Here is a 21,675-nt window from a genome sequence, read left to right as displayed (position 1 = left end):
TTTAAGTCTTTGTGACAAGGTGGTTACAATACACCAATTCGTATTAAAGAGGATGAGTACTTTGGAATTTTTATTAGATTACGGGCTGTTTCTAGCCAAGATTGTCACGGTGTTAGTGGCGTTAGTCGTGATCTTGGTGATGATAAAATCGGGTGGTGGTAAATCAGGCGCCAATAAAGGCGAGCTAGAAATCACCGACTTAACCGAGCAACATAAAGCAACCGTAGAGCGTTTAGAATCTTATCTGCATGATGAAGCCTTTTTGAAAGCACGTGATAAAGCAGAAAAGAAAACAGAGAAAGAGCAGAAAAAAGCCAAGCAAAAAGCACTCAAACAAGCCGAGAAAGAGGGTGAGCTAGACTCTAAACGCGAACCGCATCTATTCGTGCTCGATTTTCATGGCAGTATTGATGCCAAAGAAGTCAGTTCATTGCGTGAAGAAGTGACGGCGATTTTGGCTGTGGCTCAACCTGGCGATGAAGTGCTGGTTCGTTTAGAAACCGGTGGTGGCATGGTACATGGTTACGGACTGGCCTCATCACAGCTTGATCGTCTTAAAGCCGCTCAGCTTCCTTTGACGATTGCCGTCGATAAAGTGGCCGCCAGCGGCGGCTATATGATGGCGTGTATCGCCGATAAAATTGTTGCTGCGCCGTTTGCAATTGTTGGTTCAATCGGAGTTATCGCTCAAATCCCTAATTTTCATAAACTACTTAAACGCAACGATATTGAATTTGAACAGCTTACCGCTGGTGAATATAAACGAACTCTGACCATGTTTGGTGAAAACACCGATAAAGCTCGTGAGAAATTTAAACAAGAGCTAGAAGAAACCCACGGCCTGTTTAAAGACTTTATCCGTGATCATCGCCCAGCGCTTGATCTTGAAAAAGTGGCCACTGGTGAACATTGGTTTGGCAGTCAAGCGAAAGCATTAGGTTTAGTGGATGAGATTGCGACTTCAGATGATTTGATCGTCAATGCCTGCAAGGAAAAAACGGTGCTTGCCGTGCGTTATGTTCGTAAGAAAAAGCTTGCCGATAAGCTCGCCGGAACGGCCAGTCAAGCGGCGGATGCGGTACTGCTGAAATTGCTCAGCCGTGGTCAGCGTCCGGTGATGTAATCACAAGCCATGTTTGTACTAATCAGCGCCGTGACTTGTGTTGCGGCGTTTTTTTATCAGCATAAACTGAACCAAGCCTAAACCCAAGCCACCTAGAGCGCCCGCTAAATGGGCTTCGGTCGCCACTCGAGCTTGAATCAATTCAGCGGTCATCATGGATGCCCCGAACCACTGCTCCCAAGCGACTTTAGCGATGACGCCAAGCACTAGCCATAAGCTACTGCGGCGGCCATGTAACCACTCTAGTAGAGCAAAGTAAGCAAATAAACCGTGCAATACGCCAGACAGGCCAACATACAGTGTCATGTCGCTAAAAAAAATACTTATCCCCACCGATAAACTCAGCATACTTAAGGCGAAGAATAATGACTTAATGCTAGGCATAAATAAAAATACGATAACCCAGAGACCGGCGAGGTTCATCCCTAAATGGGCAAAGTTGGTATGGGTGAAATTTCCTGTTAGGATCCGCCACCACTGGCCGCGCTCAATCTCGGTCAGTTGCCAAGCGCTGAACTCAGCGAGTGGGGAAAACTGTAAGCCTAAACAGGCTAAGCTCAGAAAAATTAACCCTAGGTAGATATTCACGCTATGTCTCGATATTGTTCTCAATGTGGTAAAGCTCATAAAGTTTGTTTTTGTTCAGCTATCGTGCGGTTAGAGTCAGCCATTGAGCTTATCATACTCCAGCACCCAACTGAGCAGAATCGCCCACTTGGGACGGCGCGCATTTTAGCGTTATCGCTCCCTAACAGCCGTTTATTGATCGGCGAGGATTTCACGACACACCCCGAGCTTAATCGTCTATTGGCTGAGGAAGAGGTGCAGCATATGGTGCTGTATCCTAGCCCGCAATCCATCTGCGCTTCGAGTAAGCCATGGTCTGGTCGGCCTCACAAACTGCGGGTCATTTTACTCGATGGCACTTGGAAGAAAGCGTATAAAATGTGGCAGCTATCGACCAATTTACATCCGCTACCTTGTTTGCATTTGCCCACAGATCTCGAAGGTAATTATCGGATCCGTAAAGCGCCCAGTGAAAATAGTTTATCGACCGTTGAAGCGGGTTATCATCTATTACAGTTAGCGCAACCAGAGCATGATTACTCACCGCTACTGACGGTGTTTTCACAGATGATCGATACCCAGATTCAGCACATGCCACCAGAGATTTTTGCCAAGCATTATCGCCAAGATCAATAAAGCGTTAAGCTCATAGACTATGAGCGGAAAACAGCTCTTGATGCATTCGCTGAGCATAGCCGTCGGTCATGGCTGCGATATAATCACAAATCACCCGCATCCCACCACCTAGATGTTGCTCAGCGCTTTGCCATTTTTCACGCGTACCATTAGGTAATAAACGTTCAGGGTCGGCGGCCAGTGCTTCAAACAAATCCATAATAATTTGCTGGCCTTTATATTCAAAACGCTGTACTTGCGGCACTTGAATCACGTATTGGCTGACAAACGATTTTAAGACTTGCAAGGCATCGGCCATCGCTGGTTGTAGATAAGCATTAAACGCCAGCAGTGGGCTTTCAAATGGATGATCAACCGGATGAATGCTAATACTGGTGAGCAGCGCGTTGACCATACCGCCTATGGCATCTTTACGAATATGATGCTGGCCAGAAAAGAGCATGTCAGTGAGCGTGTGTGCATGCTCTGCAAACCAAGCATCGCCAGTATTAAGCAGCGGAATTTCTGCTGCGTGTTGCCACTGCGTTTTGGTGACTAAACCAAGCACAATCGCATCTTCTAAATCATGCACTCCGTAAGCAATGTCATCGGCAAGCTCCATAATCGAACAATCGATGGATTTAAAACGGGTTTTCTTATGCTGATAAGGGGCGCCGCTCTCTGCGCGCATGTCACTGACATGCTGTTTGTCTTGCTCACTTAAGGGGGATAAGACCCACTCAAACCTAGCCTGATCGCCATCATAAATACCTTTAGCCGGAGACCAAGCTTTGGCTTTTAATTGCCGCTGGTGGGGCACGGCTTCAGGCAGTTTCTCGGCGCGAGTCTGACTTAACCGTGCGGGGTATTTTAATAGCCCCAGCAGAGTACGACGAGACAGATTCATCCCATGATGCTCAGTATAAGGCTCTAAACTGGTGACAATCCGAAACGTCTGCGCATTGCCTTCAAACCCGCCATGTTCACGCATCATATAATTGAGCGCTACTTCGCCGCCGTGCCCATAAGGTGGATGACCAATATCATGAGCAAGACATAACGCGTCGATTAAACTGTCAGACGGTAAAAGATCACGAAATTCTGGCTGTTTAAGTTTCAGCTGAGCCACAATGCCAGTTCCAATTTGCGCGGCTTCTAAAGAATGGGTTAAACGCGTGCGGTGAAAATCATTTAAGTAGGTGCCATGGACTTGAGTTTTGGCTTGTAAACGCCGAAAAGCCGCCGAGTGGAGGATCCGCGCTCGGTCGCGTTGAAAAGGGCTGCGATGATCATCACGGCGAATTTTATGTTCATCATCATTACGCGCGTGCCATTCTGCTGGAAGGGTGATCTGCATGATGGACTACTCCTAAAAGATGTTTATAAAAGGGATACCCTTCCTAGCTGCAACTCCAAGTTGCTTGGGTACACCAGTTGTTTAGCTACAGAGTAGGCTAGCTTATCTCGTCGAGTGTTAATTCAAAACTTGGAGCAAAAGTTTGCAGAAAGTACACCATTTCTGGGGTCTGACGCTCTTTTAGGGTGACATCCAAGCGTTTTTTAGCCAGAGCGTATTCATGGTTGCCAGCACTCAGTTCTTCCAAACATTTAAGGTACGCGCACAAACTGTCGGCTTGTTTGACGATGGCGGCATCTTCACTGTGCGCCGCTTCAGTGAGTAAAAAAGGCTTGAAATCGTCTTGAAACTCTTCCGGCAACATGCTCAGTAGGCGCTGTTCAGCGGCAGCTTCGATTTTTTTATATTCTTTAGCAATATCAGGGTTAAAGTATTTAACGGGTGTGGGCAAGTCACCCGTTAACACTTCACTACTGTCGTGATACATGGCCAATAACGCGATACGCTCAGGGTTGAGCTGCCCAGCAAACTTTTTGTTTTTTATCACAGCCAGCGCGTGAGCAACAAACGCCACTTGCAGGCTGTGTTCAGAAACGTTTTCTTTGGAGATAGAACGCATCAGCGGCCAGCGTTGAATTAATTTCATCCGTGCGAGGTGAGCAAAAAAGTGGCTCTCTTTCATAGCAATAGACATCCTTGCTTAATGGGATTAATGGATCTCGTCAACTGAGTATAACGTTATCTCTCTATGACTTGAAGTTAGCACTTTGCCGCGACAAACTTGCAGCGGTGGTGAACAGAGTGACATTCGTTCCCGAGGGTAATGTGTTTTTATATTGATGGGATATGAGAGCCATTGATGGCTCTCACCAAAGGTTAGCCTAGCGCGGCGTAAAAGTTTGCTCGATAAATTGGTTACATCACAGGATACGTATCTGAAATGTTAATTTATTCAGAAAATATTTAGTCCAAAGATATCTTTTACAACAAAAAGTACTTTTTCCGTCTTTTCTCTGGACACTTGGCTACCTTTTACCAATATATCAATTAATTGAGCCTTATCATTTAAAAATTCAGATCTTCTTGCCCTTATTGGTCTGAGCATATCTTGTAAACATTCTTCTAATACTTTTTTTGTTGTGCCATCCCCGAGCCCACCACGTTGATAATGATCTTTTAGCTGGTTGATATAGTTTTGATCGGGGTGAAACGCATCGAGGTACGTAAAGACGATATTGCCTTTAATAGCACCAGGATCTTGGATTCTTAGGTGGTTAGGGTCGGTATACATAGATTTTACTGCTGCGGAGATCTCTTTTTCAGTCGCGCCAAGATTAATGGTATTTCCCATTGTTTTAGACATCTTATTTTTACCATCTGTGCTAGGTAAACGTGATGCATTGCTTAACAAGGGCCTACACTCGTTCAAAACGACTCGTCCTGCTAATAAATTAATCTTTCTAACTATCTCATTAGTTTGTTCAAGCATTGGCAACTGGTCATCCCCAACTGGAACCAATGTTGCGTTAAAGCCAGTAATATCAGCTGCTTGAGATATAGGGTAGGTTAAAAAACCTGCAGGAATTGATCGTTCAAAACCTTTGCTTTGTATTTCACTTTTGACCGTAGGGTTTCGCTCTAATCGACTGATTGTCACAAGATTGCTGTAGTACATAGTCAATTCAGCAAGAGCAGGGAGTTGTGATTGAAGGCAAATTGTCGTTTTACAGGGGTCGATACCAACGGCAAGATAATCCGCGACAACATTCAGAATATTAGATGAGACTTTGTTTGGATTGTGAGCATTGTCTGTAAGACCTTGCATATCAGCAACAAGAACAGTTTGCTCGTGAATATCTTGTAAAGCGATCCGTTGTTTTAAAGATCCGACATAATGCCCCAAGTGCAATGGGCCAGTAGCTCTATCGCCAGTTAAAATGACTTCCGATTTTTCAGTGTATTGACTTGTATTCATTGATAGATCTCCTAGTAAAAATAGATTGCTACTGGAGATACAAGAGAAATTACAGTCTTAGCTACCTTCCAGCAGCTTAAGAATGTAAAAATTCCGTGCCGCTCTAAATAGAGCGCCACCAGAAAAATAATGATGAAGGTTTGGAAATGTTTTTCATTTTTGCAACTTATCAACAATTCTTTTGAAAGACAATCTAAACAATGGTTACTTTCTATTGAATTGAAAAAGCGGTTTTAGTTGATTTACGATCTGTATGATGAATACCAATAACGCTGGTTCTGTTTTTACTCTGATGGCTAGTATCGTTTTTGCGGTAGGCGTACGGTTACATTGGTCATCTTTGCAATTAAGCTGCCGATTCTTTGGCGCATATCACGTCTATCGACAATCATATCTAGCGCGCCATGTGCTAAGAGAAACTCACTTTGCTGAAAATTTTCAGGTAATTTTTCGCGAACGGTTTGCTCTATCACTCGGCGTCCTGCAATCCGATTCTGGCTTTTGGTTCGCCAATATTAATATCACCCAGCATTGCTAAGCTTGCAGAGACACCACCATAAGTTTGATCGGTTAGGACCGAGATATAGGGTAATTTAGCCATGGCCAGTTGTCTGAGAGCCGCGCTGGTTTTGGCCATTTGCATCAAAGCGGTGAGTGACTCTTGCATTCGAGCGCCACCACAAGCAGAAAAACATACCAATCCACACTGGTTATCAATCGCTGTGTCAACTGCCCGCACGAAACGTGCCCCCACCACCGAGCCCATTGAGCCAGCCATAAAAGAGAATTCGAAGGCACAGACAACAATAGGTAAACCCATTAGTTTCCCTTTCATTGCCACCAGTGCATCTTTTTCTCCGCTATTTTTCTGAGCGAGAGCAAGGCGTGTTTTGTAGCGTTGTAGATCTTTAAAATTGAGCACATCTTTAGGTTCATATTCGCTGCCAATTTCAATCCGATCTTCACTATCCAAAAAATGATCCAAACGTTGACGGGCAGTCATTCTCATATGGTGATCACATTTGGGACACACCGCCAAATTTTCCTCCAGTGCAATTCGGTATAAGATCTGTTCGCAAGCCGGACATTTCGTCCATATTCCCTCGGGAATGGATGTCTTGCGATTACTAATTCTATTCTTCTTGTCTAACAGTCTTTCTAACCAACTCATGGGAAACTGTAATCCAGTTAACTTTAATGAAGGGTATTGTATAAGCCTATTTCTGGTAATAAAGTGTTGATTATTGGTTTTACAATCCCATTTTATGGGACTAAGTGCGATGCTTGATAAGATTGATCCACAGTGGTTAACCAGTTTTCACTGTGTTTATGAACACAACAGCTTTAAACGGGCAGCAGAATTTCTAGGGTTACCGACATCCAACGTCAGCCGTCATATTGCGTTATTGGAGGAGCGATTAGATACTCGATTATTTACCAGAACCACACGCCGAATTGCTTCAACAGATGCTGGAGAGCATCTTTATTTGTGTACGCAGCCATTGCTGGATAAGCTTAATCAGGCTCTTGAAGAGGTCGCTCAGCATTCTCATGCCGTTGTGGGAGAATTGAAGATTTTAATGCCAGATTCACCGGCTTTAGCCGAGGCCGTGGTTTCTTTTTGTAACCAATATCCGTCAGTTTCATTATGTTGCGATACCAGCATCAATCCTAAAGAGGATTTATTGGATGGCTTTGATATTGTGCTAAGTTTTCAGCGGGGAAAACTTGAAGACACTAGTTGGGTAGCTAGGGAAATTCAACGTTGGCCGAGTGTTGTGGTGGCCTCACCAAAAATCCTACAACGTTTTCCCAGACCTTTTCAGCTTGCCGATTTGAAACAGGTTCCCTGTATCAATAGCTTTACCGTATTACATGGCAATCCGTGGATATTTAAAAATGCTAAAGGTCAGTTGATTACGCAGAAAGTAGCGTCTTCGTTTAAGGTCAACAGCGGACATCTTGCAAAAACAGCGGCTATTTCTGGTTTAGGTTTTGCGATATTACCTAGGGCATTTTGCCAAGCAGAGATACAAGCTGGCATGTTAGAGGTCATCGAGATGGAATATCAGCCTGACGATCTCGTGCTGTATGCTTTTTATGCTTCCCGCCGGCATTTAGCGAAAAAATTCCGATCTTCATTGAACATCTAAAATATCACGCCAGTCTCGTTGCTTGAGATGTCTACAAGGATCCATAAACTTAATTTCTCAACCAGCAAAGACGTCATAGAACATAAAAAGCGGATCATGATTAGGAGCCGCTATGGCATTATCTTATTTTTGCATTCTCATTAACGAGGCTAAATGACTAGCAATAGAACCTGATCGTTTCTCTCAAGCTGTAGAGCATATATACTTTGAACGAGCCACTTCTTTGTCTCGATACGAAAGTGGCAAAGGTAGTATTAGGAATTTAGGATGTTAATTAAAAAAATGGATGCACCCCATGATATGCAAGTTGGTGCGAGATTTGAAACTAAAAAGCATGGCTATGTTGTTGTTGTTGAGTACTACAATACCCATACAGTCATTGTCGCTTTTGAAAATACAGGAAATATTCGGTCAATTACAGCGGCTAAGTTGCGCAATGGTCAAGTTTTTGATCGTTCAGTTCCCCCTCAATCTTCAATGGTGGGTGAAAAAATTGAATCGGTAAAACACGGTACTCTCACGGTTGTACAAGTTGAGTCTGAGAATATTGTGGTTCTCGAAAATAGCGCAGGCGAGCAAGTGCGTATGATCATGGCTGCGGTACAAAAACTTCGAGAGAGTAGTGAATCACTGGATCCATCACAGCAACCCGTTAAACTACCCACATCATTAACTGCTTTAACTAAGCGAAGTAAAAAAACTAAAGATGTTAATAGCTTACTCAAAAAGATGCTTTCTGATTACGGTAAATAGTGGCATCTTATCGTACTCTTTAGGGGCTTTACCCTATTCATAAAAAATCACTAGCTCTCGATCACATCTTTTATGTTGATATTTCGTGTCGAGTTTTATCGATAAAATACTTTTTTATTTGGTGATCTACATCACGAGGTCAATTTGACTTTGTGATGGTTGTCATTTTATTTTTTTGTCATTTGGTTATTATTTTTTCATCCAGTAATGGGAATGAAAAAATATTCTTAATTAACTCTACAGAGAAATAATATTATGAAAAAAATTATGGTTGTATGTGGTAATGGCCTTGGCACATCATTAATGATGGAAATGGCAGTGAAAGAGGTCGTCGCTAAAATGAGTCTAGATGCAGAGATCGACCATGAAGATTTATCTTCTGCCTCATCAAGCAAAGCGGATATTTGGGTAGCAGCAACGGATATTGCTAATCAATTAAAAGATCAAGGTAAAGAAAATATAGTAAGCCTAGCAAATATTTTCGATAAAAATTCAATCGAAGAACAATTAAAAAAATTCATATAAGGAATTATGGTCTATGGAAAATTTCTTTGAATTTATGCTTGGCTTGTTAAAAGAGCCAGCGATCATGGTCGGTCTTATTGCCTTTATCGGCTTAGTGGCACAAAAGTCTGATATTTCGACCATCCTAAAAGGGACAATAAAAACCGTAATGGGTTTTTTGATTTTAGGTTTTGGTGCTGGTGCTCTTGTGGGGGCTCTCAATAACTTCTCAACCGTTTTTATTGAAGCGTTTGGTGTAAGTGGTGTTATTCCAAATAACGAGGCGATTGTGGCTCTAGCACAAGAAGCTTTTGGTTATGAAATGGCATTGATTATGTTCTTTGCTTTCATGGTGAACATTTTGTTAGCACGCTTTACACCATTAAAGTTTATTTTCCTAACCGGTCACCACACCATGTTTATGTCAATGTTGGTTGCGGTCATCCTATCTACTGCGGAAATCAAAGGCGCATTGTTAGTAGCAATCGGCTCAGTTATTGTTGGGTCGTTAATGGTAATTATGCCTGCACTGGTACAGAAGTATACAGAAAAGGTCATGAATACTGATCAGCTTGCTATGGGCCATTTCTCGACATTCTCTTATATTATCGCTGGTTTTATTGGCTCTAAGTTTGGCGACAAATCAAGGTCAACAGAAGACTTGAATGTTCCTAAAAGTTTAATGTTTTTACGTGATACGCCAGTTGCAGTAGCGGTAACAATGTCGCTATTTTTTATGATTTCTTCTATTTTTGCAGGTGGTGAATTTGTAGAAATCGTTTCAGGTGGTCAACACTGGATAGTATTTACTTTTATTCAATCGCTAATATTTGCTGGTGGTGTTTATATTGTACTGCAAGGTGTCAAGATGCTTATTGCTGAAATCGTACCAGCATTTAAAGGCATTTCTGATAAGTTAGTGCCGGGTGCTCGTCCTGCTCTCGATTGTCCAATGGTATTCCCTGTAGCACCTAATGCGGTATTAATTGGTTTCTTGTCCTCATTTGCTGCTGGCCTTGTCGCAATGGCAGTACAGGGTGCACTTGACTGGACAATCATTGTTGCAGGTGTAGTACCTCACTTCTTTGTCGGCGGTGCAGCAGGCGTGTACGGCAATGCAATGGGAGGTTTGCGTGGTGCAATCCTTGGTTCTTTTACTCAGGGTTTATGTATTTCGTTCCTGCCGATGATGCTGTTACCTGTACTGGGTGGTTTGGGTCTTGAAGCAACAACGTTTGCAGACTTCGATTTCGGTGTTGTAGGCTTGATTCTTGGATGGATTGTCTCATGAGTATTTTTAATTTAATTGGCGACAACGGAATTGTTATTTCAAACGAAAAAAACTTAACTGTTGATGCTGCATTAGAACTCGCCTGTTCGACACTCATCGCTCAAGGTAAAGTGAATAAAAACTATCTAGATGCGATCAAAGAAAAACATAAAGAAATTGGTGCATATTATGTATTAGCACCTAAAATTGCCATGCCACATGCTCGACCAGAAGATGGGGTTAATGAAGCTTGTTTGCAAGTAACGATATTTAAACATGGTGTAGATCTAGAATCGGAAGATAATGGCGATGTTTATTTATCTGTAACTCTAGCAGCAGTAGATTCAGACAGTCATATTCAAACCATTGTCGCTTTATCTGAATTATTCCAAAATGATGATGACATAAATGCAATCATTTCTGCAGAAAGCAAAGATGATATTGTGAAGATTCTGAAGAAATATTAACTTTTTATAAATATTGCATCAAATAAGCCCTCAATAACTTGAGGGCTTCTATTTAAATAAGATTTATTGACTATAAGTACTTAAAAAACGTTCGAAGCGGCCGATGGCGACTTCCAAATCCTCAACGTGAGGTAAGGTAACGATGCGGAAATGATCCGGCTTTGGCCAGTTAAAGCCAGTGCCTTGCACCAGTAGTACCTTCTCTTGGATCAAGAAGTCTAAAATCATTTTTTGATCGTCTTTGATACTGTATTTTTTGGTATCAATTTTCGGGAATAAGTACATCGCCCCTTTGGGTTTCACACACGAGACACCAGGGATTTGGTTTATCAGTTCCCAAGCGCGATCGCGCTGTTCTAACAAACGGCCACCGGGTAAGATCAGCTCATTAATACTTTGATAACCACCAAGGGCGGTTTGAATCGCATGCTGCATTGGTACGTTAGCGCACAAACGCATGGAGGCAAGCATATCAAGGCCGGCGATATAGCCTTCGGCTTGATGTTTAGGACCGGTTAAGAACATCCAGCCGCCACGAAAGCCACATACACGATAAGCTTTTGATAAGCCGTTGAATGTTACCACTAATACATCTTCGGTTAGTGTTGCGACTGAAGTGTGTACCGCACCATCGTAGAGAACTTTATCGTAAATCTCATCAGCAAAAATCATCAATTTATGTTGGCGAGCAATCTCAATCACTTCCAGCAAGAAATCTCGGCTGTACACCGCGCCAGTCGGATTGTTAGGGTTGATGAGAACAATACCACGAGTTTTAGGGGTGATTTTCTTTTTAATATCATCCAGATCCGGATACCAATCCGCCTGTTCATCACACAGATAGTGCACCGCAGTACCGCCAGAGAGAGCCACCGCAGCGGTCCATAATGGATAGTCAGGAGCTGGCACCAGCATTTCATCGCCGTTGTTGAGTAACGCTTGCATTGACATAACGATCAGTTCAGACGCGCCATTACCAATGTAGACGTCTTCGACATCTAGGCTGCGAATACCGCGTTTTTGGTAATACTGAACCACCGCTTTACGGGCAGAGTAGATCCCTTTTGAATCGCAATAACCTTGGGAGGTGGGTAGATTGCGGATCACATCAACTAAAATTTCATCTGGGGCATCGAAGCCAAACGGGGCCGGGTTGCCGATATTGAGCTTTAGTATTTTATGTCCTTCTTCTTCCATGCGTTTAGCATGTTTGAGTACAGGTCCTCGAATGTCGTAGCAGACATTATCGAGTTTTGACGACATCCCGATATTTTGCATTGTAAGAATCCTAAAAATTATTAAAAAACTTTATTAAACCAGTCTAGATTGCCTTTTTTAAGAATATAAATCTATAGCTAACCGGTTTTCATGACGATATTCTTTTTGGTTGCAGATGAGTGATATCCGTTTGGTAAATGACTCAGTGCACTTTAATTGCACCTGCTCATGTTAAATTGTTAAAAAGATCCTCTTAGAGGCGGGAGAAGGTCAAAAAAGAGCAGTTGCAACCTTGATTTACGCTAACGCTGTCAATAGAGTAGCCGCTGTTAAATCGAATCTCATAGTCGACGAGGTCGCTTTGTCTTATTTTCATCAAGCCATTGCTCGGTTGATAGAGCAAATCAAGAACGCAAAGGATAACGACGTTCGTTTTGTGCAAACATTAATAGACCCACCGCCTTTTGCGTTGATCGATTGGCTTGAAGCTCAGCCTATATTTCCCAAATTTTATTGGCAGTGCCGTGATGGACGCGAAGAAGTGGTGGCTGTCGGTCAGTTGTATACCTTTACCGAACCGGCCCCTGCTTACGCAATATTAGGCGATAACCAGCGTGTTTGGGGGGGGCGCTCGTTTGATGGGCAAACGGATAAAAACCGACGTTGCATGTCATCGTTTTTTTTCTTACCGCAAGTGGAAATTATCCGTTTTGATCAGAGTTGGAGCTTGGCAGCCAATTTTATCGCTCAAGATCGCCAGCGCACGTTAGCGACGTTGGAGAAGTTACATCGCGAGGTGGCTCCGCTATCGCGCTTGCATAGTCAGGTTTTGACAGTCGAGCATTTACCCAAGCAAAGCCATTGGAGTGAGTTGGTTAGTCGAGCATTAACCAGCATTGAGCAGCAGCAGTTTAAAAAAGTGGTGTTAGCTCGCCAAACGCGTTTAACCCTTGATAATCCAATCAGCGCTGCGCAATTACTCAAAGCCAGTGTTGCTGATAATCAACGCAGTTTTCATTTTTTATTCGCTCTAGATAGTAAACACAGTTTTATCGGCTCAACACCAGAGCGTCTATACTACCGACAAGGTCAAGAGTTACAAACGGAAGCCTTGGCCGGGACCATTGGCCGTGGCAACACGCCCGAGCAAGATCAACAACTGGCGGATTGGCTCATTCATGATGGTAAAAACCTCAATGAAAACCAGTATGTGGTGGACGATATCATTGAACGTTTAACTCCTTTGGCTGAGCACATCGAAGTGGAAAGCGAGGCGCGGTTAGTTCCTCTGCGTCAAGTGCAGCATTTAAAGCGTGATATTGTTGCGCAGCTCAAGCCAAGCATCAATGGCGTGCAGCTATTGAGTGCGCTACAGCCTACCGCTGCAGTGGCTGGCTTACCTCGTCAACCAGCATTAGATTTTATCACTGAACATGAGCCGTTTGCCCGCGGTTGGTACGCAGGTTCCATGGGCTATTTTAGCCATCAGCAAGCGCAATTTTGCGTGGCTATCCGTAGCGCGTTGGTGGTGGAAAATTGTGTTCAGCTTTATGCGGGGGCCGGCATTGTTCCGGGGTCGATTGCCGAGCATGAATGGCAAGAACTGGATAAGAAAATGTCGACCTTGCTGAGTTTGATCACCGATAAACCATTATTAGGGATGGCTTCATGAATCAAGACCAAGCCTTATTGAATCGAATTTGGTCGCAGACCCTATTAGAAGAGTTGACTCGTTTTGGCGTGAGTCATGTATGTATTGCGCCCGGTTCACGTTCGACGCCACTGACTTTAGAAGCCGCGGCGAATGAACAACTGCAAATCCATACTCACTTTGATGAGCGTGGTCTGGGCTTTTTAGCCTTAGGCTTAGCCAAAGCCAGCCAAACACCGGTGGCGGTGATTGTTACTTCTGGCACCGCCGTGGCTAATTTACTACCGGCGATTGCTGAGTCGAAATTGACCGGGGAACAATTGATAGTATTAACCGCCGATCGGCCACGTGAGTTGGTAGATTGTGGGGCTAATCAGGCGATCGTACAAAATAATATTTATGGCTCGCATGTGACTCAAGCTATTGATTTACCAAGCCCAACCTTGCGCTTGCCATTATCTTGGTTATTAACCACGGTTGACGATGCCTTGCAGCAACAAAGGATGCTGGGCGGCTCAGTTCATATTAACTGCCCTTATCCAGAGCCACTTTATTCTAGTCATGGACGTGAATTGTACGCAGACTATCTCGCGACGGTTGACGCATGGCGTCAAGATCAGCAGCCTTACAGCCAACGTTATCAAACCCTGAGCGCACCATTGCCAAGTGATAATGCGTTGTTAAGCCAAAAAGGGCTAGTGATCATTGGCTCTTTACCCTTAGTTCAAGCTCAGGCGGCGTTAACGTTTGCCGAGCAACTTGGTTGGCCTGTGCTGTGCGATCCTCAATCTGGGGTGAGCAGCGAATGGGCACATTACGATTTATGGCTACAAAACAGCACGGCAAGAGCCCTGCTGAGTGAATGCCAGCATGTGGTTCAATTTGGCGCTCGCATTGTCTCTAAACGATTAAACCAGTGGTTAGAACAGCAACTGACAAAAGCGAGTTGTGATTACACCTATGTTAGCTCGCAAATCGCGCGCAATAACCCTAGCCATGCGGCGCAGCAGCATTGGTTGTGCGATGCGGTATCTTGGGTTGAGCATCAATTGGTTAAGCAGCACCCATTACAAACGCGACATGCTGGTTGGGCTGATGAGCTGAAAGCGTATGCCTCAAGCATTGCCCAGCTTGCAAAGCTGCATCTATCGCAACCCCAGTTAAGTGAAGTGGCGGTGGCTTTGGATCTCACCGAACGTGGCGCTGCCAGTACTCTGTTTATTGGTAATAGTTTAATCGTGCGTTTAGTGGATATGTTCAGTGAGCTCAAACAGCGCGAAGTATTTTCCAATCGCGGCGCCTCCGGTATTGATGGACTGGTGGCGACGGCTGCAGGGGTTCAGCGAGCATTGAATAAACCGATGTTGATGTTACTCGGTGATACCTCATTTTTGTATGATCTCAATTCGTTAGCTTTAGTGCGCACGCCACCACAACCGCTAGTGATTGTGGTGATCAATAACGATGGCGGCGCCATTTTTGATTTATTACCTGTCCCCGACGATCAGCGCTCTGCCTTATATCAAATGCCACACGGCTTAACGTTTGAGTTCGCGGCTAAGCAATTTGCCCTTGATTATCAAGCGCCTGAAACCCTAGTGGCTTATCAACAAGCCATTGAACAGCACTTAAACGCCGGAAAAGGGACGTTAGTGCTTGAGGTGATAACCCCATCACAACAAGCAGCAGGGCACCTTCAGCAACTGATGTCACAAATTCATGCTTTATAGTCAGTGGTTACTGAAGACCGATCCAGCTCAATCTGTACAGAATAATGCAGCGCCACCAGTGGTGGTTTTTTTGCATGGTTTTTTGGGCTCGAGTCAAGATTGGCAAATGGTTATCCAGCGGTTGCGTGGCGCGTATTCGCTGTTATCGATTGATTTGCCGGGACATGGTCAGAGTCGCCATCTTGATTGCAGTGATTTTGCTGATGCTTGTCAGCAGGTCGCTCAAGTTGTCACCGCTCATTGTCCTCCGACAACGCCTATCTGGTTAGTTGGCTACTCACTGGGGGCAAGATTGGCAATGCTGGGTTGCACTCAGGGCTGGTTTGACGCGCTCAATATTCAAGGCTTAGTCATTGAAGGTGGTCACTTTGGGTTGATTACTGAGGAAGAGAAGCACGCTCGTTGGCAGCACGACCAACATTGGGCTACGCGCTTTGCTCACCAGCCAATTGCTCAAGTTCTCGCCGATTGGTATCAGCAAGCGGTATTTTCTTCACTGAATCATGAGCAAAGACAAACCTTAGTCACATTACGTAGTGATAACCTTGGTCCAGCGGTTGCAAAAATGCTATTGGCTACTTCGTTGGCAAGGCAACCGGATGTGCGCTTGTCGTTATCTCTTGTCCCGTTTCGCGTTCATTACGTATGTGGACAAAATGATGCTAAATTTTATTCACTTGCTCAGCGCAGTGGTTTGCATTACCACGTTGTTGAGCAGGCTGGACACAATGTTCACCATGAACAACCGCAAGCTTTTACTCAACTGATGATTGAGTTAATGGCATGTAGCAACGCTGAACGTTAATTATAAACCTAGACAATAACAGTGGAAATTCACCATGGCTAAAACAGTAGGCATTTCAGAACAAGAACTCTATGCTCCCGTTGAATGGCAAGATTGCAGCGGCGATTATCAAGATATTCACTATCACAAATCGGCTGATGGCATTGCAAAAATTACCATTGCACGTCCGCAGGTGCGTAATGCGTTTCGCCCACTGACCGTGAAAGAGATGATCCATGCTTTAGCCGATGCTCGCTACGATGAGAGTGTTGGGGTGATCATTTTAACTGGCCTCGGTGAAAAAGCATTTTGCTCTGGGGGCGATCAAAAAATTCGTGGCGATTACGGCGGTTATCAAGATGATAGTGGGACTCATCATCTCAATGTACTGGATTTCCAGCGTCAAATTCGCACTTGCCCTAAGCCTGTGATTGCTTCTGTCGCCGGTTGGGCCGTCGGTGGTGGTCATGTATTACATATGATGTGTGATTTAACCATTGCTGCCGACAATGCTCAGTTTGGTCAAACCGGTCCTAAAGTCGGCTCGTTTGATGGCGGCTGGGGCGCTTCGTATATGGCGCGCATCGTGGGGCAAAAGAAAGCTCGGGAAATTTGGTTCCTATGCCGTTTTTACGATGCGCAAGAAGCCTTAGATATGGGCTTAGTTAACACGGTGGTAGCGGTTGAAGATTTAGAAAAAGAGACCGTACGTTGGTGCCGTGAAGTACTGCAACATAGTCCAATGGCGCTGCGTTGCTTAAAAGCGGCGTTGAATGCCGATTGTGATGGACAGGCGGGGCTGCAAGAGTTAGCGGGCAATGCGACCATGCTGTTCTATATGACCGAAGAAGGGCAGGAGGGACGCAACGCGTTTAATGAAAAACGTCGTCCAGACTTTAATAAATTCCCCCGTAACCCGTAATTCACCGCTTTAAACTTTATCTCTTATCGGCCACGTTTGATCCGGTGAGAGATAAATCATTCCATCGTATTTAAGCAAAAGGATCCATCATGCGCAGTGCCAAGCTTTATCAATACCAATTACCCATGGATAGCGGCGTGATCCTTCGTGAGCAAAAATTGACTCAACGTGAAGGATTTATTGTTGAATTAGAGCAAGATGGGCAAGTAGGTCGCGGAGAGATTGCGCCATTGCCCGGTTTTAGCCGTGAGTCTCTGCAAGAAGCAGGAGCGTTAGCGAAAGAGCAGTTAGCCTTGTGGGTACAAGGTAAAGAGGTTCAGATTGGCAATGACTTTCCTTCAGTTGCCTTTGGTTTATCGATGGCGCAGATGGAGCTAACAGGCGAGCTTAGTTCCGAGGGGCAATACCATTGCGCTCCATTATGTAGTGGCGATCCTGATGAGTTGATCCCGTTACTTAACGCTATGCCAGGTCAGAAAGTCGCTAAGGTTAAAGTGGGCCTGTATGAGCCGATCCGCGATGGCATGTTGGTGAATTTGTTTTTAGAGTCGATGCCAGATCTGCAGTTAAGATTGGATGCCAATCAAGCATGGAGCAAAGAGAAAGCGGCTAAATTTGCCCAATATGTCTCGCCTTCGGTGCGCGGCAGGATAGCGTTTTTAGAAGAGCCTTGTCGCTCACCAAGCGATAGCCTTGCTTTTGCCATTGACAGCGGCATTGCCATCGCGTGGGATGAAACCTTACAACATGCGGTGCAGCAAGCGGACTTTCAGTTAGAAGAGTTAACTGGAGCCAAAGCGATCGTGATTAAACCCACGCTGATTGGCTCAGTGCAAACTTGTCAGGCGTTAATTGAAAAAGCGCGCCGTCTGGGGATTCAAGCGGTGATCAGCTCAAGTATAGAATCAAGCTTAGGCTTAACTCAGCTCGCTCGTTTATCTCATTGGTTATTACCAGAGAGTGTCCCTGGCTTGGATACAATAGGCTTATTTAAAGCTCAGCTAGAAACACCTTGGCCGGGCTGCACCTTACCGATACACCGCTTAGATCAACAAACACTTGTGTGGCAATCCGCTTAATGAATACCCCGTGGCGACAATGGCAGCAGCGCGATCCACAGCGTATTGCGTTGCAGCTAGAGCAGCAGACCTTCACTTGGCAGCAATTGAGTGAGCAAGTTAATCGTTACGCCAGCGCACTCGAGCAAAACGGAGTGCACTCTGGTGATGTGCTTACCTTGGTTGGGAAAAATCAGCCATCAATATTATGGTGGCTATTAGCGGCGATGCAACAAGGGGTGATGTGTGCCATCACTATGCCGCAGCCCGCTGCGCAACTGACAGAAAAACTCACTCGTCTGTATGGCTCTCAGCCTGCTTGGTTATGGTTATCACCATCACTCAACGTTTTGAGCGATGAACTGAAAGCATCTTATCCATCACAAATGCAAATGATTGAATCGCCTAGCGATCAAGTGTTTTCAAGCGCAGGTTCTTCAATCGCGGTATTAGATAGAGATAGAGATGGAGGAGTGGCTTGCTCTGCCGCTTATGCGCTGGATAATCTGGCGACGCTTATTTTTACCTCTGGTTCCATGGGCGTCCCTAAAGCGGTCGCTCATACCCATCGTCAGCATTTTGCTTCTGCTCAGGGCTTATTAGAGCGGTTTGCATTTAGCGAGCAAGATACTTGGCTCCTGAGTTTGCCTCTTTATCATGTCTCTGGACTGGCCATCGTGTATCGCTGGCTCGCAGTGGGCGGCTGTTTAAAACTGGGCACGGGTCAATTACTCGATGATATAAAGCAGGTTAGCCATGCTTCTTTAGTCGTCACGCAACTGCAACGATTGTTAGCCAGTCAACAACCCCTTAGCTTAAGCCATGTTTTACTGGGTGGCAGTCATATTCCACTGACCCTCGCTCAGCAAGCGGCTCAGCAAGGGATCGAAACTTGGATTGGTTATGGGATGACAGAGGCAGCGTCTACGGTGACCGCCAAACCGGTAGATGAGACAGCGAGTGCTGGCCAAGTGCTACCGAAACGGCAAGTAAAAGTAGTCGATAAGCGGATTTGGATAGCAGGGGAAACCCTAGCCAGTGGTTATTATCAACAAGGGATACTCACGCCATTAACCAATCAAGATGGTTGGTTTGATAGTGGTGATTTGGGGGCTTGGTATAACGATGAACTGTGCATTATTGGCCGCGCGGATAACTTGTTTATCTCCGGCGGAGAAAATATTCACTGTGAAGAGATTGAAACCGTGTTAGCTCGTCATCCGCAGATTGAGTTAGCGATAGTTGTCCCAGTGCAAGACGTCGAATTTGGCGCGCGCAGCATTGCCGTGCTGCGTTGCCAATCTTTGCCCGATCAAACGCAACTTGCCGCATGGTTGGCGGATAAGCTAGAAAAATTTAAACATCCCATCGCTTACTGGCAGTTGCCTGACACTCTGGCCGAGAGCGGTATTAAGATTTCACGTCAAGCGGTGAAAAACTGGTTTGCCGATCAGCAACGTCGTTATACACCACTAGACTAGACTAGACTAGACTAGACCTATCAGCGCCAATCACCACGTAGCTGAGCGACTTTTTGTTGCATTAGCTCGGTGTTGGCCTGTCCACTGGTGACGGCCTCGCCTGCTTCAATCTCAATTTTACCCCATAGCTTACGGGGTAAACTACGACAGGCACGACCATTATAACGACTAAAGAAGCTACCCCATAAGCCTTTAATTGCCATCGGGATCACCGGTACTGGGCTACGTTTTAAAATCACGTCTATTCCGCGCATAAAAGGAGCGATCTCACCATCACTGGTTAGGCGACCTTCGGGGAAAATACACACTAAATGACCATCTTGCAGCGCTTGATCGACTTCAGCAAAGGCGCGGCGAATCGAACTGCGTTTATTGGCACAAATCGGAATCACCCCAGCTCGACTGAGTAACGGTCGTAAAATAGGAATGTTCGCGTAATCTTCTTCCATGACAAAGCGGATCAAGCGTGGGCAAACCGCGCTGAGCAATAAGGCATCCATATAGCTGACATGATTACAGACAATCAGTGCGCCGCCTTGCTCTGGTAAATGATGCAAGTTTTTATGTTTCATCCGATAAATAGTATGAGTCAATGCCCAAACCACCAGACGCAGGACAAAAATAGGCACTTGTAAAAACAAGTAGGTGGTCATCAGCACATTCAGCACGGCAAGCAAAATAAACAGTTGCACTATGGTGAATTCAAGTACGCTTAAGCAGATAATGCCGAGTAGAGCACTGCCCACCATAAACAACGCATTGTAGATATTGAGCGCGGCAATGACTTGAGCCCGTTCAGTACTTTTCGCTCGATGTTGTAATAGGGCATAAAGGGGCACAATAAAAATCCCGCCAGAAACCCCTAGTAACAACAAATAAATAAACAGCGGCCAGAGGGATTGATGGCTAATAAAATCGTGAAACTGACTAAATTGGGGCAAGCTCTCAGGGACGTTCGCCGCCATCAGATAGCCAAACAAGCTAATACCTAAGCTGCCGAGCGGCACCAATCCAACCTCGATACGATGATTAGAGAGTTTGTCACAAGCGAGAGAGCCAATAGCGATACCTATTGAGAAAAGCGCGAGCAAAAATGACACCGCGCTTTCGGTACCATTAAGAAAGAGTTTCGTAAAGTTGGGAAACTGAGTGAGATAAGTGGCGCCTAAAAACCAAAACCAGCTGATGGCCATGATGGATTGAAAAATGGTTCTGTCTTGTTTGGCAATCGCCAGCGTTGTACGGGTATGCTGAATAGGCCGAAAAGTAAACACCAAGTTAGGATCGCTCGCCGGAGCGACAGGGATAGAGCGGCTAGCAAGATAGCCGAGTAAGGCAAAAAAGATCACTGCACCAGCAGCAATATAATGGGCATGATCGAGTGAAGCAATAACGCCAGCGCCAATCGTGCCCAATAATATGGCGAGAAAGGTACCGGTTTCCACTAACGCATTGCCTGGGACCAGCTCATTGGTTTTGAGTTGCTGAGGCAGCAACGCGTATTTGACGGGGCCAAAAAACGCCGATTGGGTGCCCATTAAAAACAGCATGATGAGCAGTAAACCGTAGCTTTGAGTCATAAAGCCCACCGCACCAATGCACATAATGGCGATCTCAAACAGTTTTACTCGGCGAATAAACCATGATTTTTCGAATTTATCGGCTAATACCCCCGCTGAAGCAGAGAACAAGAAAAACGGCAGCACGAACAGACCAGCAGCAAGATTGATAAATAGGTGGCTAGAGATGGATAAGGTATCTGCTGCGGCAAAAGCAACAAACAGTAACAACACGTTTTTAAAGATATTATCGTTAAATGCGCCAAAAAACTGGGTAATAAAATAAGGAAGAAAACGTCGTTGTGTTAACAATGAAGATTGAGAGCTGTACATGGTTCTGCCTTAATGATTACCAGTTAGCCAAGTATTGGTTCAGTAAATCTTCAATCAATGCTTTACCATCGACAGGTTCAGCGGTAAAAAATTTATCATCGACACTGATGTTTTGGAACAATAAAGTTTGTACACTGTTGAAAAAGTTTGTACAT

The 21,675-nt window shown here is 44.9% G+C and carries 18 protein-coding genes and 2 pseudogenes; 13 read left to right on the top strand and 7 right to left on the bottom strand.

The window, feature by feature from the left end; genetic code table 11:
• The first annotated feature begins 61 nt into the window (after positions 1-61).
• On the top strand, positions 62-1,123 hold the full coding sequence (gene sohB, locus BSR11_RS00255) for a protease SohB (RefSeq protein WP_072668942.1): 1,062 nt from the start codon (positions 62-64) through the stop codon (positions 1,121-1,123).
• Positions 1,124-1,141: 18 nt separating this feature from the next.
• On the opposite strand, the gene rrtA is transcribed toward sohB, so the two are convergent.
• Positions 1,142-1,750, bottom strand: coding sequence for a rhombosortase (rrtA, locus tag BSR11_RS00250; protein ID WP_072668527.1), 609 nt, complete (start codon positions 1,748-1,750; stop codon positions 1,142-1,144).
• On the opposite strand from rrtA, the gene BSR11_RS00245 reads away from it, so the two are divergent.
• Positions 1,715-2,326 (top strand): tRNA-uridine aminocarboxypropyltransferase, encoded by a 612-nt coding sequence (locus tag BSR11_RS00245; protein WP_072668526.1) that lies wholly within the window; start codon positions 1,715-1,717, stop codon positions 2,324-2,326. The two genes, rrtA and BSR11_RS00245, sit on opposite strands and share 36 nt — an antisense overlap.
• 10 nt (positions 2,327-2,336) lie before the next feature.
• Here BSR11_RS00245 and BSR11_RS00240 read toward each other — a convergent pair whose 3' ends face one another.
• From BSR11_RS00240 to accD, 4 genes and pseudogenes are all read right to left on the bottom strand, one after another.
• The gene (locus tag BSR11_RS00240; protein ID WP_072668525.1) at positions 2,337-3,662 is read right to left on the bottom strand and encodes an anti-phage deoxyguanosine triphosphatase; all 1,326 of its coding nucleotides are present in this window, start codon (positions 3,660-3,662) and stop codon (positions 2,337-2,339) included.
• Between the two features lie 97 nt (positions 3,663-3,759).
• Complete coding sequence (yfbR, locus tag BSR11_RS00235; RefSeq protein ID WP_072668524.1) at positions 3,760-4,344, bottom strand: 5'-deoxynucleotidase; 585 nt, start codon at positions 4,342-4,344, stop codon at positions 3,760-3,762.
• A 270-nt stretch (positions 4,345-4,614) separates the two neighbouring features.
• On the bottom strand, positions 4,615-5,637 hold the full coding sequence (gene trpS, locus BSR11_RS00230) for a tryptophan--tRNA ligase (protein WP_072668523.1): 1,023 nt from the start codon (positions 5,635-5,637) through the stop codon (positions 4,615-4,617).
• A 296-nt stretch (positions 5,638-5,933) separates the two neighbouring features.
• Positions 5,934-6,808, bottom strand: a pseudogene (accD, locus tag BSR11_RS00225) (acetyl-CoA carboxylase, carboxyltransferase subunit beta).
• Between the two features lie 109 nt (positions 6,809-6,917).
• Between accD and BSR11_RS00220 the strand changes: the two are divergent.
• The 5 genes and pseudogenes from BSR11_RS00220 to BSR11_RS00200 all read left to right on the top strand — a co-directional run bounded on the left by BSR11_RS00220 (position 6,918) and on the right by BSR11_RS00200 (position 10,784).
• Positions 6,918-7,816, top strand: a pseudogene (locus BSR11_RS00220) (LysR family transcriptional regulator).
• A 241-nt stretch (positions 7,817-8,057) separates the two neighbouring features.
• Complete coding sequence (locus BSR11_RS00215) at positions 8,058-8,543, top strand: hypothetical protein (RefSeq protein WP_072668522.1); 486 nt, start codon at positions 8,058-8,060, stop codon at positions 8,541-8,543.
• Positions 8,544-8,798: 255 nt separating this feature from the next.
• Complete coding sequence (locus BSR11_RS00210; protein WP_004395565.1) at positions 8,799-9,068, top strand: PTS sugar transporter subunit IIB; 270 nt, start codon at positions 8,799-8,801, stop codon at positions 9,066-9,068.
• Between the two features lie 13 nt (positions 9,069-9,081).
• Positions 9,082-10,338: a PTS ascorbate transporter subunit IIC gene (gene ulaA, locus BSR11_RS00205; protein WP_072668521.1), complete on the top strand. Its 1,257-nt coding sequence runs from the start codon at positions 9,082-9,084 to the stop codon at positions 10,336-10,338.
• Complete coding sequence (locus BSR11_RS00200) at positions 10,335-10,784, top strand: PTS sugar transporter subunit IIA (RefSeq protein ID WP_072668520.1); 450 nt, start codon at positions 10,335-10,337, stop codon at positions 10,782-10,784. Before ulaA ends, BSR11_RS00200 begins: the two co-directional genes overlap by 4 nt.
• Positions 10,785-10,847: 63 nt before the next feature.
• Here the strand turns inward: BSR11_RS00200 and BSR11_RS00195 are convergent, their stop codons facing one another.
• Positions 10,848-12,062, bottom strand: coding sequence for a pyridoxal phosphate-dependent aminotransferase (locus BSR11_RS00195; RefSeq protein ID WP_072668519.1), 1,215 nt, complete (start codon positions 12,060-12,062; stop codon positions 10,848-10,850).
• Between the two features lie 301 nt (positions 12,063-12,363).
• Between BSR11_RS00195 and BSR11_RS00190 the strand changes: the two genes are divergently transcribed.
• The 6 genes from BSR11_RS00190 to menE all read left to right on the top strand — a co-directional run bounded on the left by BSR11_RS00190 (position 12,364) and on the right by menE (position 19,628).
• Positions 12,364-13,674 carry an isochorismate synthase gene (locus BSR11_RS00190; RefSeq protein ID WP_072668941.1) on the top strand — a complete coding sequence of 437 codons (1,311 nt, stop codon included), beginning with the start codon at positions 12,364-12,366 and terminating at the stop codon, positions 13,672-13,674.
• Entirely contained in the window at positions 13,671-15,383 is a 1,713-nt protein-coding gene (gene menD / locus BSR11_RS00185; protein ID WP_072668518.1) for a 2-succinyl-5-enolpyruvyl-6-hydroxy-3-cyclohexene-1-carboxylic-acid synthase, read from the top strand. Before BSR11_RS00190 ends, menD begins: the two co-directional genes overlap by 4 nt.
• A complete protein-coding gene (gene menH / locus BSR11_RS00180; RefSeq protein ID WP_072668517.1) occupies positions 15,373-16,188 on the top strand; it encodes a 2-succinyl-6-hydroxy-2,4-cyclohexadiene-1-carboxylate synthase in 816 nt (271 codons plus the stop codon). The genes menD and menH overlap by 11 nt, the downstream gene beginning before the upstream one ends.
• Before the next feature lie 34 nt (positions 16,189-16,222).
• On the top strand, positions 16,223-17,089 hold the full coding sequence (gene menB, locus BSR11_RS00175) for a 1,4-dihydroxy-2-naphthoyl-CoA synthase (protein WP_072668516.1): 867 nt from the start codon (positions 16,223-16,225) through the stop codon (positions 17,087-17,089).
• 89 nt (positions 17,090-17,178) lie between these two features.
• Positions 17,179-18,168, top strand: a complete 990-nt coding sequence (gene menC, locus BSR11_RS00170) for an o-succinylbenzoate synthase (RefSeq protein WP_072668515.1) — start codon at positions 17,179-17,181, stop codon at positions 18,166-18,168.
• Positions 18,168-19,628: an o-succinylbenzoate--CoA ligase gene (gene menE, locus BSR11_RS00165; protein ID WP_072668514.1), complete on the top strand. Its 1,461-nt coding sequence runs from the start codon at positions 18,168-18,170 to the stop codon at positions 19,626-19,628. Before menC ends, menE begins: the two co-directional genes overlap by 1 nt.
• Positions 19,629-19,648: 20 nt before the next feature.
• Here the strand turns inward: menE and BSR11_RS00160 are convergent, their stop codons facing one another.
• Positions 19,649-21,520 (bottom strand): MFS transporter, encoded by a 1,872-nt coding sequence (locus BSR11_RS00160; RefSeq protein ID WP_072668513.1) that lies wholly within the window; start codon positions 21,518-21,520, stop codon positions 19,649-19,651.
• Positions 21,521-21,675 lie beyond the last annotated feature (155 nt).

Origin of the sequence: Vibrio injensis, assembly GCF_001895205.1 — a bacterium.
Classification (GTDB): domain Bacteria; phylum Pseudomonadota; class Gammaproteobacteria; order Enterobacterales; family Vibrionaceae; genus Vibrio; species Vibrio injensis.
Note: the sequence above shows the minus strand (reverse complement) of the source record. Positions and strands in the feature narration are given on the sequence as shown.

Bases quoted from the DNA above. Each gene is read 5' to 3' on its own strand.
- BSR11_RS00245 (WP_072668526.1), top strand. From the start codon at position 1,715: ATGTCTCGATATTGTTCTCAATGTGGTAAAGCTCATAAAGTTTGTTTT.
- rrtA (WP_072668527.1), bottom strand. From the start codon at position 1,750: ATGAGCTTTACCACATTGAGAACAATATCGAGACATAGCGTGAATATC.
- BSR11_RS00240 (WP_072668525.1), bottom strand. From the start codon at position 3,662: ATGCAGATCACCCTTCCAGCAGAATGGCACGCGCGTAATGATGATGAA.
- yfbR (WP_072668524.1), bottom strand. From the start codon at position 4,344: ATGAAAGAGAGCCACTTTTTTGCTCACCTCGCACGGATGAAATTAATT.
- trpS (WP_072668523.1), bottom strand. From the start codon at position 5,637: ATGAATACAAGTCAATACACTGAAAAATCGGAAGTCATTTTAACTGGC.
- BSR11_RS00215 (WP_072668522.1), top strand. From the start codon at position 8,058: ATGTTAATTAAAAAAATGGATGCACCCCATGATATGCAAGTTGGTGCG.
- BSR11_RS00210 (WP_004395565.1), top strand. From the start codon at position 8,799: ATGAAAAAAATTATGGTTGTATGTGGTAATGGCCTTGGCACATCATTA.
- ulaA (WP_072668521.1), top strand. From the start codon at position 9,082: ATGGAAAATTTCTTTGAATTTATGCTTGGCTTGTTAAAAGAGCCAGCG.
- BSR11_RS00200 (WP_072668520.1), top strand. From the start codon at position 10,335: ATGAGTATTTTTAATTTAATTGGCGACAACGGAATTGTTATTTCAAAC.
- BSR11_RS00195 (WP_072668519.1), bottom strand. From the start codon at position 12,062: ATGCAAAATATCGGGATGTCGTCAAAACTCGATAATGTCTGCTACGAC.
- menD (WP_072668518.1), top strand. From the start codon at position 13,671: ATGAATCAAGACCAAGCCTTATTGAATCGAATTTGGTCGCAGACCCTA.
- menH (WP_072668517.1), top strand. From the start codon at position 15,373: ATGCTTTATAGTCAGTGGTTACTGAAGACCGATCCAGCTCAATCTGTA.
- menB (WP_072668516.1), top strand. From the start codon at position 16,223: ATGGCTAAAACAGTAGGCATTTCAGAACAAGAACTCTATGCTCCCGTT.
- menC (WP_072668515.1), top strand. From the start codon at position 17,179: ATGCGCAGTGCCAAGCTTTATCAATACCAATTACCCATGGATAGCGGC.
- menE (WP_072668514.1), top strand. From the start codon at position 18,168: ATGAATACCCCGTGGCGACAATGGCAGCAGCGCGATCCACAGCGTATT.
- BSR11_RS00160 (WP_072668513.1), bottom strand. From the start codon at position 21,520: ATGTACAGCTCTCAATCTTCATTGTTAACACAACGACGTTTTCTTCCT.